Annotated in this window: 14 protein-coding genes; 8 read left to right on the top strand and 6 right to left on the bottom strand. The window is 32.0% G+C overall.

What is annotated here, in order from left to right; genetic code table 11:
• Positions 1-124 precede the first annotated feature (124 nt).
• From BK011_03925 to BK011_03910, 4 genes are all read left to right on the top strand, one after another.
• Positions 125-742 (top strand): guanylate kinase, encoded by a 618-nt coding sequence (locus tag BK011_03925; GenBank protein AUD64862.1) that lies wholly within the window; start codon positions 125-127, stop codon positions 740-742.
• Positions 743-767: 25 nt separating this feature from the next.
• Complete coding sequence (locus BK011_03920) at positions 768-962, top strand: DNA-directed RNA polymerase subunit omega (GenBank protein AUD66141.1); 195 nt, start codon at positions 768-770, stop codon at positions 960-962.
• 88 nt (positions 963-1,050) lie between these two features.
• Complete coding sequence (locus BK011_03915) at positions 1,051-2,760, top strand: excinuclease ABC subunit C (GenBank protein AUD66140.1); 1,710 nt, start codon at positions 1,051-1,053, stop codon at positions 2,758-2,760.
• Complete coding sequence (locus BK011_03910) at positions 2,757-3,587, top strand: hypothetical protein (protein AUD64861.1); 831 nt, start codon at positions 2,757-2,759, stop codon at positions 3,585-3,587. The genes BK011_03915 and BK011_03910 overlap by 4 nt, the downstream gene beginning before the upstream one ends.
• Before the next feature lie 22 nt (positions 3,588-3,609).
• Here the strand turns inward: BK011_03910 and BK011_03905 are convergent, their stop codons facing one another.
• On the bottom strand, positions 3,610-5,298 hold the full coding sequence (locus BK011_03905; GenBank protein AUD64860.1) for a ribonuclease J: 1,689 nt from the start codon (positions 5,296-5,298) through the stop codon (positions 3,610-3,612).
• Between the two features lie 104 nt (positions 5,299-5,402).
• On the opposite strand from BK011_03905, the gene BK011_03900 reads away from it, so the two are divergent.
• Entirely contained in the window at positions 5,403-6,179 is a 777-nt protein-coding gene (locus BK011_03900) for a hypothetical protein (protein AUD64859.1), read from the top strand.
• Here BK011_03900 and BK011_03895 read toward each other — a convergent pair.
• Positions 6,166-6,654 (bottom strand): pantetheine-phosphate adenylyltransferase, encoded by a 489-nt coding sequence (locus BK011_03895; GenBank protein ID AUD64858.1) that lies wholly within the window; start codon positions 6,652-6,654, stop codon positions 6,166-6,168. The genes BK011_03900 and BK011_03895 overlap by 14 nt on opposite strands.
• Positions 6,655-6,721: 67 nt before the next feature.
• Between BK011_03895 and BK011_03890 the strand changes: the two genes are divergently transcribed.
• From BK011_03890 to BK011_03880, 3 genes are all read left to right on the top strand, one after another.
• Positions 6,722-7,111, top strand: coding sequence for a hypothetical protein (locus tag BK011_03890; protein AUD64857.1), 390 nt, complete (start codon positions 6,722-6,724; stop codon positions 7,109-7,111).
• A gap of 87 nt (positions 7,112-7,198) precedes the next feature.
• Positions 7,199-9,367, top strand: coding sequence for a bifunctional alpha,alpha-trehalose-phosphate synthase (UDP-forming)/trehalose-phosphatase (locus BK011_03885; protein AUD64856.1), 2,169 nt, complete (start codon positions 7,199-7,201; stop codon positions 9,365-9,367).
• A complete protein-coding gene (locus BK011_03880; protein ID AUD64855.1) occupies positions 9,364-10,197 on the top strand; it encodes a 2,5-diketo-D-gluconic acid reductase in 834 nt (277 codons plus the stop codon). The genes BK011_03885 and BK011_03880 overlap by 4 nt, the downstream gene beginning before the upstream one ends.
• A gap of 32 nt (positions 10,198-10,229) precedes the next feature.
• Here BK011_03880 and BK011_03875 read toward each other — a convergent pair whose 3' ends face one another.
• From BK011_03875 to BK011_03860, 4 genes are read right to left on the bottom strand one after another with little or no spacing between them, the layout of a single operon-like run.
• Entirely contained in the window at positions 10,230-10,607 is a 378-nt protein-coding gene (locus tag BK011_03875) for a hypothetical protein (GenBank protein AUD64854.1), read from the bottom strand.
• 4 nt (positions 10,608-10,611) lie between these two features.
• Positions 10,612-11,418 (bottom strand): hypothetical protein, encoded by an 807-nt coding sequence (locus BK011_03870; GenBank protein AUD64853.1) that lies wholly within the window; start codon positions 11,416-11,418, stop codon positions 10,612-10,614.
• Positions 11,411-12,079: a hypothetical protein gene (locus tag BK011_03865; protein AUD64852.1), complete on the bottom strand. Its 669-nt coding sequence runs from the start codon at positions 12,077-12,079 to the stop codon at positions 11,411-11,413. Before BK011_03865 ends, BK011_03870 begins: the two co-directional genes overlap by 8 nt.
• Entirely contained in the window at positions 12,072-13,058 is a 987-nt protein-coding gene (locus BK011_03860) for a hypothetical protein (protein AUD64851.1), read from the bottom strand. The genes BK011_03865 and BK011_03860 overlap by 8 nt, the downstream gene beginning before the upstream one ends.
• Positions 13,059-13,087 lie beyond the last annotated feature (29 nt).

The following is a 13,087-nucleotide window of genomic DNA, read 5'->3' as shown; positions in this document are numbered from 1 at the left end:
CATAACTATTTTAACATTAAATTAAAATGTAAAGCGCTTTTTCTTTAAAATTACATGACTTCTCTTTACTTAAGCCATTTTATCATATATAATAAGGGGTAAATATAGAAAAGAGGAGGCGCTTATGAAACTCAATGAACGTGGATTGCTAGTCGTATTATCGGGTCCATCTGGCGTAGGTAAGGGCACAGTAAGAAAAGCGTTGTTTCAAATGCCAAATCATGATCTTGTTTACTCTGTTTCGATGACGACTAGAAAACCTAGAGAAGGCGAAGTAGATGGTGTAGATTATTATTTTGTAACGAAAGAAGAATTCTTAAAACGTATTGAAGAAAATAAGTTTTTAGAATGGGCAGAGTTTGTTGGCAATTATTATGGTACTCCCAAAGATAAAATTGATGAACAACTTGATCAAGGAAAAGAAGTTGTTTTAGAGATAGAAGTTGAAGGTGCATTACAAGTAAGAAAGCAAATGAAAGATGCTGTATTTATCTTTTTAGTCCCACCAGGAAAAAAAGCTTTATACGATCGCTTAAGAGTTAGAGGTACGGAACCGATTGAACTTGTTGAAAAAAGAATGAAGAAAGCTGAGTCAGAGTTCCTACTTGCACACAAATATGATTATATTGTTGTTAATGATGAGGTCAATAATGCTGCTGACCGTATTATGGCAATTGTGCGTGCTGAGCATGCAAAAACAGAACGTACAATTCACAATTACTTGAAGATGATAGGAGAGTGATTACATGTTAAAGAACAAAGATGGTATGAGATACCCATCGATCGATAAACTATTAGATAAAATAGATTCTAAATACAAGTTAGTATATGCAGCTAGCAAAGTTGCAAGAATTATCGAAGATGAAAAACTAGTTGTTGATAATGCACAATGTGTCAAAAGTATTGGCATGGCATTAGAAGAAATTCTAAATGACAAAGTGCAAGTTGATTTCGAAACGTAAAAGCGATTCAGTCGCTTTTTCTTTTTCAAAAAAATGATTAAAAATATGTTAAAATGATAGTGGTGATTTTGTGAGTTTAAAGGCAAAAATGAATTTGCTCCCAACAGAACCTGGCTGTTATTTGATGAAAAACAAGCAAGGCGATATCATCTATGTTGGTAAAGCTAAAAATTTAAAAAATAGAGTTAAATCTTATTTCACTGGTGCTCATAATGAAAAAACAACAAGACTTGTTTTAGAAATTGATGATTTTAATTATGTGCTAACTAATAGTGAGCAAGAGTCTTTAATTCTTGAAAATAATTTAATCAAGCAATATACTCCAAAGTACAACATACGTTTGGTAGATGATAAAACATATCCGTATATTGAGCTTACTAAAGAAAAATATCCTAAGCTTCAGGTTGTTAGAAAGAAAAAACCTGAAGGCAGGATTTTTGGACCTTATCCAAATGTTTATGCCGCCAGAGAAACAGCAAGACTTTTAAATAGATTATATCCACTTAGAAAATGTGATACAATGCCAAAGAAGGTATGTTTGTATTATCATATTGGCCAGTGTTTAGGGCCATGTCAGTTTGATGTTGATTATAAAGATGATATCAATGAAATCATTAGGTTTCTAAAAGGAGACACGAAAGAAGTTTTAAGCAAGTTGAAAACAGAAATGGCAAAAGCATCTGAACAAATGTTTTATGAAAAAGCAATTGAATACAGAGATATGATCAGACATATCGAATCAACCACTGAAAAACAAATCATTAACATCAATGATTTTAAAGATAGAGACGCAATCAGTTTTGCGTATAATGAGGATGATATATCTATTCAAATCTTAAAGATGAGATCAGGAAAGATTGTAGATCATGAACAGATTGTTTTTGCTTATGTTGGAGAATACACAGATTCAGTTTTAAGTTACCTTCAACAATACTATGAAGATCATATGCCTGATGAGTTATTGTTTAGTGATAGGTTTGAATATGAAGCATTAACACTGATGTTTGGAAATAAAGCAATCATGCCACAAAAAGGTGATAAAAAGAAAATCGTTGATCTTGCATCTAAGAATGCAGATTATGATTTAGAACATCACTATATGTTATATAGACATAAACAAGAAAAAACACAACAAGCCATTGATGATTTATCACAGATGATAGGAGCAGAAGTTAAAACTATTGAGATATTTGATAATGCCCAGCTTTTTGGAACAGCTCCTATTTCAGCGCTTGTTGTTTATAAAGATCATGCATTTGATAAAAAAGGATATCGTAAATATCATTTAAAAACAACTACAAATGATGATTATCAAGCAATGAGAGAAGTTGTTTATAGAAGATATCAAAGATTACTTGTTGAAAGTAAACCAATGCCTGATTTGATCTTAGTTGATGGTGGTAAAGGTCAATTAAACGCTGCACATGAGATACTAAATGAACTCAATCTAGATATAAAAATTGCGGGACTAAAAAAGAATAAGAAACATCAACTTGAAGCGCTTGTTTTTAATGGCGAGGTTTATCCATTACTAAAAAATAGTGAAGTTTATCAACTATTATTAAGTATATCCGAAGAAGTACATAGGTTTGCGATTAGCTTTCATAGAAAAACAAGAGACAAGACAACACAACAATCTATTTTGGATCACATTAAAGGTATCGGTCCAAAGAGAAAACAAACAATTTTATCAACATTTAAATCCTTGGATGAGATTAAAGACGCAAGTGATGAAAAGCTTAAGGAAATCGGCTTAACTGATGATATTATTGAAGCACTAAGAGAGGTAGTTAAATGACAAAAATTATATACGACATCAATCGTGATTTAAAAATATTCTATTTAATTATTGAAGGTAGAAAAATAGGGTTTTACTTATCAAATAGATTAGCAAAAACATTTTTCGATTATTTAAGAAAAGGTGTTTTGGTTGACTTTGAAATTGCCACAAAACGGAAAAAGATTCATGGGAAACTATATTTTCAGGTTGCTCATTTTAATCGCATTATTTCACTAGAACCACATCGTGTACATTATGATCTATTTCAACTTAGAAAAGATATGCAAAATGTTTTAAAACAATATAAACATTATTTATTTATTGATTTTGAAATGACCATGCCAGGATATACTTCAACTTCGTTTACACCAGAAATCATTCAAGTTGGATATGTTTTATCAGAGGCACAAGGAGAAATCATTGAGCAAAATGGATATTATGTTTTGCCAGCACCATCAACAAATCTATCAAAAAGAACAAAAAAATTCTTAAAACTAGATGAGCTACAGTTTTATGAAGATGCCATTCACTATGAAAAATTCTACGAAGATTTAAACAGGATTATTGAAAAATATCAACCTAAATTCGTTGTTTGGGGTAAGAATGACATCACTGCTTTAAATGATTCTTATAAATTACACGATAAAAAAATATTAACTAAAGATACTGATTTTATTGACTTACTCAAGTTACATAAGGATTATTATAATTTAAAAGATGATTTAGGTTTATTTAAAGCATATAAAACATATTTTGATATTGATGGTATTCAACATCATGATGCAAATGATGATGCTTTAGTCACTAAATATGTATTTGATGCATTTATGCTCCATATGCAATAAAAAAAGTCCTAAGGACTTTTTTTTACGCATTTTTTAAATCGATAATAATTGGAATAATTAAAGGACGTCTTTGAGTGATCTCAAATATTTTATCGCTTAAATGATCAATTACTGCTTGTTTGATGTGTTGGTCACTATATAGTTTTGCGGATAATTCTTGTTGACACACTTTTTTAGCTTCATTCGCTAATTGTCTGGTAAGCTCTTCATTACCTTTCATGTAGATGAAACCTCTTGAAATAACGGTTGGATCATTAATTAACTTTTTATTTTGTGAATCTACAGAAAGAACAACTGAAAATAGTCCTTCCTCACTTAGTAACTTACGTTCTTTAATAACAGCACTGCCAATATCTCCAATACCTGTTCCATCAATATAGATTTCACCTGAAGTCACTTTTCCAGCATAGCGAATACCATCTTTAGAAACTGCAGCAACATCACCATTATCCATAACTAAAATGTTGTTAGGTTGAACACCACAATCAATGGCGAGTTGTTTATGTTCTTTAAGCATTCTATGTTCGCCGTGTACTGGAATAAATAGTTTTGGTTTAACTAAACTTAATACCATTTTTAAGTCATTTTGAGCACCGTGTCCAGAAGTATGAGTATCTGCTAGTGGTCCATGAGTGATGACATTAACATCTAATCTAAACAAGCGATTGATTGTTCTATTGACACCTTCTTGATTTCCTGGAATAGGAGAAGAAGAGAAAATCACAGTATCACCTGCCATGGCTTGTACTTGCCTGTGAGTACCATTTGCGATTCTACTCAGTGCAGCAAGTGGCTCACCTTGAGAACCGGTTACTAATAAGCAAATTTGTTCTGGTTTATATCTATTGACTTGATCACCAGTAATGAGTGTATCTTTTGGCGCTTTAATATAACCAGTTTGCATACCAGCTTCTATAGCACGTTCCATGGATCTTCCGAACACTGCAACTTTTCTTTTGTTAAGTACAGCAGCTTCGATGATTTGTTGGATACGATACATGTTGGAAGCAAATGTTGCAATAATAATTCTACCTGTCATTCTCGTGAAAAGTTCATGAATTGATTTTCCAACTTTACTATCCGATATAATGAGTTCATCACGCTCTGCATTGGTAGAATCCGAACACATGCATAGTACGCCTTCACTACCGATTTTAGCTAGTTTATCAAACTCAGTTGGTGGTCCGACAGGTGTAAAATCAATTTTAAAATCACCGGTATGAAATAATGTACCGATAGATGTCTTAAATACGATACCAAACATATCAGGGATTGAATGGGTCATTCTAATAAAACTAACTTCAACATTTTTAAAGTTATATTTATAATGACTCTTATACTCTTCAATATGAGGTGCTTTAATATCTTTGTGTTCCATAAATTTATATTCAATTAAGTCTACAGCTATACCTGAAGCGTAGATTTTGGGAATTTCAACTTGACGCAATAGATAGGGGATACTTCCAATATGATCTTCATGACCATGGGTAATAAAGAGCCCAACAATGCGCTCTTGATTTTCAATAAGATATGTGTAATCTTGAATGACGTAGTCAATACCTAATAAGTGTTCATCTGGAAATAAAATGCCTGAATCGACAATGAAGATTTGATCTTCTATTTCATAGATATACATATTTTTGCCGACTTCGCCTAGCCCACCTAAAGCAAAAATGCCGATTTCCCCGGGGTTTAATAATGGGTTTTTCATATAAAAATCCTCCAGCATCGATTTTCTACATTTCTATTTTATAATAAAATCGTTAAAAATGATAGTCAAATACAATATATGCTATAATAATTTTGAGGTGTAAGATGAAAACTGCAATTTTCTTTGATGTTGACAATACGATATATTGTCATAAAGATCATAAAATTCCAGAACAGACAAAAAAACTTTTAAGCCTTTTAAGCTTGCAAGAGGACGTTGTTTTAGGCTTGGCAACTGGTAGAGGCCTTCGTAAGCTTGAAATCATCAATGATGTCTTACCATTTTTTACATATAAAGTTCTACTAAATGGTGCTTATGTATTAAAAAATAATGAAGTCATTTATGATTTACCTATTGATCAAAAAGATATTATCGATGTCTTGAAAATGACAAAGGATCAAGATATCAACATTGGCATGATTGGTATTGATGATGAAGCTGTTAATTATATGGATCAAAGTTTTTTAGATGGCATGAAATTATTAAGGGACATAAGACCTAGTATTAACGAAAAGTTTTATGAAGAGCATAAAGTCTATCAGCTTTGGATGTTTGCAGCAAAAGAAGAAGAGATTTTTAAAGCTGCTAAACTTATGCCAAAATTCAGAGTTTTTCCTTGGCATGCTGGTGGTGCGGATTTCACTTATCCACATATAAACAAAGCACTGGGCATTAAAAAATGTTTAGAAGTTGATCGAATTGATCGACTCATCTGTATAGGTGATGGAGCTAATGATGTAGATATGATTGAACTTGCTGATGTTGGAATTGTGATGGATAATACAAGATTCCAAGAATTAAAAGAAAAAGCCGATTATATTGCGCCACATATACATGAGGATCAATTATACGACTTTTTTAAGAAACTTAATCTTGTTTAGGTTTTAGTTTGTTTTGTACTAGTTTGATGATTTCTCTTGGAACATAAGGTGAAATATCAGCATGGTGAACGACTAATTCTTTGATTGCTGAAGATGAGACAAAGTGATTTTTCGACGATGGAAATAAAATGAGCGTTTCAATATGTCTGTTAATATTTCTGTTGAATTGGTATAAGGCATACTCATTTTCATAGTCTTGAATATTTCTTAGTCCACGAATCATCAAATCTACACCATGATCTTTGGCATATCTTACCACTAAATCGTTTGTTGAAGATACGACAACATTATCTAAATCTTCTGTAACGAGTTTAATCATCTCAATGCGTTCTTCGGTTGTAAATGTTGGTACTTTCTTATAATTATCAGCAACAACAATATGGAGTTCATCTACAATTCGTGAGGCACGTTTGATCAAATCGAGATGACCAATCGTAAGTGGATCGAATGTTCCAGGATATACAGCTTTTTTCATAAAGTTTACCTCGTTTCATTATTAGTATAACAAAAAAAATAAAAAAATAGTAAAGGAGTCACAAAAAATGAATATTTATCGTAAAAGTTTAGTTATTCAACTCATTATGTTTATCGTATTTTTGATTATGGGTGCTAATATTATTATCCAGCACTATGTGTCAGACACTTTCCCTGCTTATAATTTTATTATCTTAGGTGTATTAGTTCTATTTGGTGTCTTTGGGTTTTTATTATATAAGAATTCATCTGATCAAATTCTACCGATTACTGAACAAATCATGAAAACACTTAAAGGGATACTTTATGCATATTTATTTGTTTATATATTAGAAATGATTTTATCTAATATGGAACAATTACCAACTGATATTGTTAAAATTGGTTTTGGGTCAGTACTGATGATTTTAGCAATCGCAGGTATTTATATTCAAACTCGATTACTTACTCACAAATAAAGAGCTCTCATGCTCTTTTTTTATATCGAAGCTTCTGATATGGTAAAATGAAGTTAAGATTAAAAGTTAAAGGATGTGAGTTTTAATTTGAGTAAAACAATATTTGTATCAAATAGACTGCCTGTAACTGTATCTGTAAAAAGACATCAAATCGATTACCATGAAAGTATCGGGGGTTTAGCTACAGGACTAAAAAGTTTTCACCGAGGATCTGATGGTTTATGGGTTGGTTGGCCAGGAGTTGCAAAAGACAGATTAAGAAGAGAAGAAGAAAAAAAGATAGAAAAAACATTAAATGATAAGTATCAATGTCATCCTGTTTATTTAACTGATAAAGAAATCAGTTTATATTATGAAGGATTTTCTAATAAGACTATATGGCCGTTATTTCATTACTTTGCGGATAAAGCAGAGTATAACGAAAAGACGTGGGAAGCCTACCAAAAAGTCAATCAAAAATTTTATAAAAGTTTAAAACCACATATCGAAGAAGATTCGATTATATGGGTTCATGATTATCAATTAATGCTGCTACCGGAAATGATTAAGCACGATTTTCCATCAGTAAAAATCGGATTTTTCTTACATATCCCTTTTCCATCAAGTGAGATTTTCAGGTTACTTGTTTGGAAAAAAGAGATCTTAACTGGTTTACTCGGATCAGATTTGATTGGGTTTCACACCTATGATTATGTTAGACACTTCTTAAGTAGTGTAAGGAGAATATTAAACATTAATCAAAGTTTTTATAAGATTCAATATAATGATCGTACCATTGAAGTTGATGCGTTTCCAATGGGTATTGATTATGATTATTTTGCACATAAGAAAATCGAAAAAGTTAATATTCCAAAAGATTATAAAGTCATATTATCAGTAGACAGGCTTGATTATACAAAAGGAATCTTAGAAAGAATCAAGGCATATCGTGCATTTTTAAAGAAATATCCTAAATATAGAGGGAAAGTTAAGTTGCATTTAATTGTAGCTCCTTCAAGACAATCATTGCCTACATATGATGAACTGAAAAGAAATATTGAAAAATTAGTTAGTGAAATCAATGGTGAGTTTGGTAGTTTTGATTGGATGCCAATATGGTATTTGTATCAATCATTTTCTCAAGATGATTTGATTAAGTATTATAAAGAAGCATCGATATTACTTGTTACTCCACTGAGAGATGGTATGAACTTAATTGCTAAAGAATATATCGCAGCAAGATCTGATCATCAAGGTATGCTTATTATTAGTGAAACAGCTGGAGCTGCAAGCGAACTAAGTGAAGCAATCATTATTAATCCAAATGATGAATTGCAAATTGCTGAAGGTATTAAAACAGCTTTAGAAATGACGAAATCAGAACGCATAGAACGCAACGAAATCATGAATGAGCGCATCAAAAGATATAACGTTGAGTTCTGGGCGAATGAGTTCATGAATCGCTTAAATAAAGTTGAAATTAAAGAAATTGTAAAATTGCCTAAAGATGAAATCATAGATAAAAAAAGAATTTTTAGTCAATTTGAAAAAGCAAGTTCACGCATTTTATTTTTAGATTATGATGGCACATTGGTAGATTTCCAATCTACACCAATGCAAGCATATCCTTCTAGAAAACTAAAAAATATTTTACAAAAACTGTCTCAACTACCGAACACAGAGATTGTTATTATTTCGGGTCGAGATCATCAGACATTAGATCGCTGGCTAGGAAATTTAAATGTGAACTTAGTTGGGGATCATGGATTATGGTATAAAACTAAGGATAGCGAGTGGAGAAAAACCATTTCTATCGACAGTGATTGGAAAGGGCGCATGCGTCATGTCTTAGAGATTTATGTTGATCGTATGCCAGGATCGTTTATTGAAGAAAAGACACATTCAGTCGCTCTACACTATAGAAAATGTGAGCCTGAAATGGTTTCTAATAAAATGTCTGAAATCAAAGATGCTTTATTTTCGATTAAAGGCAATTATCCAATTGAAATACAAGAAGGACACATGGTATTAGAAATTAAGGATCAAAGAGTAAATAAAGGGAATGCAACCTACTTATTTACCAATCATAAAGATTACGATTTTATGTTTGCAGCAGGTGATGATGTTACCGATGAAGATATGTTTAAAGTCTTAAAAGATGCTGTAACCATAAAAATTGGTTATGGGTATACTTTAGCAAACCATCGTTTACAAACGGTCAAAGAGTTTAGGGAGTTATTAGAAGATATAATAAAATTAGGAGGCGTCAAAAAATGAAAGCATTAACAGATGTTTATGTATTATCAAATGGAGTTAAAATTCCAAAAATCGGTTTTGGAACATGGCAAGTACCAGATGGGGATATAGCTTATGATTCAGTGATGATGGCACTTAAAAATGGGTATCGTCATATTGATACAGCTGCAGCATATAGAAATGAAGCAAGTGTAGGTAAGGCAATCAAAGACTCAGGGGTACCTAGAGAAGAAATCTTTGTAACATCTAAGTTACAATCTCATATTAAAACATATGAAGGTGCTAAAGAAGCATTCTTAAAAACATTAGAGGAACTTGGCTTTGACTATTTAGACTTATATTTGATTCATGCACCATGGCCATGGAATGAAATGGGTAAGAACTGTGATGAAGGCAATGTTGAAGCATTTAAAGCGATGATTGAGTTTTACAATGAAGGTAAGATTAAAGCAATCGGTGTTTCTAATTTTTCACCAAAAGATATAGATAATATTATAAAAAACACTGGTTTTGTACCACATGCAAATCAAATTGCTTTCTTTGTTGGATTAGATCAAGAAGAGACAAGAGCTTATTGTGAAGCAAAAAATATTTTGATTGAAGCTTATTCACCGCTTGCTATTGGGTATGCACTTAAAAATCCAATCGTTATCGATATGGCTAAAAAATATGATAAGACACCTGCTCAAATGCTCATTCGTTATTGCTTAGAAAAAGGAACATTACCTTTACCTAAATCAACCCATGAAAGTAGAATTATTGAGAACTCACAAGTTGATTTTTCAATTAAAAAAGCAGATATGGATATATTAGATGATATCCATGATGACCCAAGAAGATGGAATAACTAATAAAAAAAATGGAGGAAAATTTCCTCCATTTTTTATAACCCTAAAGCATCTTGACAACTCTTGCAATACCCATAAACTGTCATATCATGATGTGTAATTTTAAAATCGTGTTTTTTAGCGATATCATCAGTTATATGGTGTATGTGACAATCAATCTCATACATTTTTTGACAGTTTAGGCAAATCATGTAGTGATGGTGTTCTTTGTGGTTTAAGTAATAATAAGTTGTATGATTCATGTAGCTTTTTGAAATGATTTCTTCTGCGAAAAACAAGTCTAGCGTTCTATATATAGTGGATAAGTTCAAAGCATCTTTAGGTAGCGCTTCTAAAATCATTTCTGCACTAAGCGGGTGAGAAGCTTTTTTTAAAATATCTAATATTTGTTTTCTTTGATGTGTCATGCGCATGATATCATCTCCTTAAAATTTTCTTAATAATCAGTAATATAATCAATAATATCGTATAAATAACAACAATTGTTGAACCTACAGGAATCTCAAGTGGATGCGCTATGAAGATACCTAAAACAACAATGATAAAACTTGAAATCATACCAAAGATTAGAGTCATTTTAAAACTTTTGGTCCATTGTGAAGATATGATTGACGGAAAAACGACTAGTGCTGATATTAACAAGGTGCCAATCGTTCTAACACCAATGACAATGAAAAATGCTGTAAGAATTGCTAATCCATATCCTAAAAGGTTTGTTTTTACTTTTGAGAATTTAGCATAGTTTAAATCATAGGTCATTAAGAATAAGGGTCTATAGAAGAAAATGACAAAGCATAGTATAAAGACACTTACAATAGTAGACAAAAGCATATCTGCTCTTGTTGCGGTAAAGATATTACCAACAAGCATACTCTCAACGGATATGTTAAAGCCTGGCCCTTTTTTAATCAGTATTAATCCGATTGCAAATGAGACACTTGCAACTAATCCGATTGCTGCATCACCATTCATTTTATCTGTTGTTGCCAGATACTTAATAAGTATTGCAGCAAGTGCTACAAAAGGGATGGCTATGTATAAAGCTTGATTCGATAATAATATACCAATCACTAAACCAGCAAAACTCACATGAGCTAAACCATCAGCAATCATTGCTTGTTGGTTTAGCACTAAATAAGGACTTAATAAAGAAGCTGACAGTGCTAGTGTAATCCCGATGAATAAGGCATTGATGATGAAATCATATTGTAACAGTTCAAGCATGATGATGCCCCCTATGTTCAAAATGATTAAAGTCATGATAACTACCTAAAAATTTTATGCTTTGGTCAACATACATGACTTTACAATCATCTTTTACAGCATCTGTTAAATCGTGAGTAACGTGAATGATCGTTGTTTGTTGTTGCTGCTGAATCTCGTAAAGTAAATGATAAAATTTCTCTCTAAAGGATGGATCGAGTGCACTTGTTGGTTCATCTAAAATGAGTACTTCAGGGTTTGAGATTAAAGCTCTAATCAAATAAACTCTTTGTTGTTGTCCGCCTGATAGATAGTTCATGCTTTTGTTGAACAGTTCCGGAATTTCCATTTTTAATAACCATGCCTTAATCAAATCGCATTCTGTTTTTGTAGGGATGAGCCTTTGCTTTTTGAAACCACTATAAATGACTTCTTGAACAGTCATTGGAAGTTGGTTTTTTAAATTCAGTTTTTGAGGTAGGTAACCCATATTATTAGTGTTCATCTCAATGATTCCAGTTGTAGGTTTTAAAAGTCCAACTAAGGTCTTAACTAAAGTTGTTTTACCACTACCATTAGGACCGACAATGTGAAGAAAATCACCTTTTTTAATATGAAAATTCACATCTTTTAAAACATTAAATGATCCAAAAGAGACACTCACTTCGTTATATTTAATCATTGGATTCGGTTATACCTAAAGCTGTTTTGATGTTTTCGAAATTTCTCATCAACAAGTCTTTATATGTAACCTCTGCCTCCCAGTCTTCTTGGTTTACATTGTGATAGGTGTGTAATTCTAACAGTGTTAAAGCGTAATTATCACTAAGCATTAAGTTTTCTTTGATAGCATTTGCTGCTCTTGGTTCAATGAGTGCTTCTACAAATAAATACTCTACTTGTGAAGATTTTACAAGATTTGAAAAATTAATGATTTCACTACTTGTCAAATCATCATCAGGTTTAAATTCGCTAAATAAAGATTCAATATGCATATGATATCTTTCAGCAAATGCACCCATCGCATTATGTCCAGCGAAATAGATTTCAGAATCTATATAAGGTTCGTGTGCTAATAGTTCATAAATTTCATGATGAATACTCTCGATCTCTGATTTATATTGTGTTGCGTTGCTTAAGTAAAATGTTTGATTTTCAGGATCAATTTCAATAATGTGTTCATAAATGTAATCAATCATTTGTAAAACAGTAGTAGGATCAACCCAATAATGAAGTTCATCATCATGATCGTGATCGTGGTCATCTCCGATACGCACAGAACCTAGTTTTGATTGATAACTGATCTCTTCATGCTCATGGTCTTCAACTGTATAACTTTTCGACATATCTAAAACAATAGTTTGTTCTCCACCGATTGTTGATGGGTCTTTAATCCATGTATCAATCTCGAGACTTGTAAATAAAAATAGTTTAGCATTTTCAATATCGATCATATCTTTACTAGAAGCTTCAAAATCATGGATGTCAGCGCCTAGTGGGACAAGCATCTCGACAGACATTTTGTCACCAACAATTTGTTTTGCTAAATCATAGTGTGTAAACATGGTTGTCACAATATCTGGGTGCTCATCATCATTTTGACAAGACATTAACGTGATTCCTGTGATTAAAACTAATAATATTGCTGCAAATTTCTTCATTCTATTACCTCCAATTGCAAATCATTCGC

The sequence above is a fragment of the Tenericutes bacterium MZ-XQ genome (assembly GCA_002838205.1).
Classification (GTDB): domain Bacteria; phylum Bacillota_I; class Bacilli_A; order Acholeplasmatales; family Acholeplasmataceae; genus Mariniplasma.
Note: the sequence above shows the minus strand (reverse complement) of the source record. Positions and strands in the feature narration are given on the sequence as shown.

What these genes read in the sequence shown, in the direction of transcription:
- BK011_03870 (AUD64853.1), bottom strand. Translation starts at nt 11,418, where the DNA reads ATGCTTGAACTGTTACAATATGATTTCATCATCAATGCCTTATTCATC.
- BK011_03915 (AUD66140.1), top strand. Translation starts at nt 1,051, where the DNA reads ATGAATTTGCTCCCAACAGAACCTGGCTGTTATTTGATGAAAAACAAG.
- BK011_03875 (AUD64854.1), bottom strand. Translation starts at nt 10,607, where the DNA reads ATGCGCATGACACATCAAAGAAAACAAATATTAGATATTTTAAAAAAA.
- BK011_03900 (AUD64859.1), top strand. Translation starts at nt 5,403, where the DNA reads ATGAAAACTGCAATTTTCTTTGATGTTGACAATACGATATATTGTCAT.
- BK011_03880 (AUD64855.1), top strand. Translation starts at nt 9,364, where the DNA reads ATGAAAGCATTAACAGATGTTTATGTATTATCAAATGGAGTTAAAATT.
- BK011_03865 (AUD64852.1), bottom strand. Translation starts at nt 12,079, where the DNA reads ATGATTAAATATAACGAAGTGAGTGTCTCTTTTGGATCATTTAATGTT.
- BK011_03910 (AUD64861.1), top strand. Translation starts at nt 2,757, where the DNA reads ATGACAAAAATTATATACGACATCAATCGTGATTTAAAAATATTCTAT.
- BK011_03920 (AUD66141.1), top strand. Translation starts at nt 768, where the DNA reads ATGAGATACCCATCGATCGATAAACTATTAGATAAAATAGATTCTAAA.
- BK011_03890 (AUD64857.1), top strand. Translation starts at nt 6,722, where the DNA reads ATGAATATTTATCGTAAAAGTTTAGTTATTCAACTCATTATGTTTATC.
- BK011_03925 (AUD64862.1), top strand. Translation starts at nt 125, where the DNA reads ATGAAACTCAATGAACGTGGATTGCTAGTCGTATTATCGGGTCCATCT.
- BK011_03860 (AUD64851.1), bottom strand. Translation starts at nt 13,058, where the DNA reads ATGAAGAAATTTGCAGCAATATTATTAGTTTTAATCACAGGAATCACG.
- BK011_03895 (AUD64858.1), bottom strand. Translation starts at nt 6,654, where the DNA reads ATGAAAAAAGCTGTATATCCTGGAACATTCGATCCACTTACGATTGGT.
- BK011_03905 (AUD64860.1), bottom strand. Translation starts at nt 5,298, where the DNA reads ATGAAAAACCCATTATTAAACCCCGGGGAAATCGGCATTTTTGCTTTA.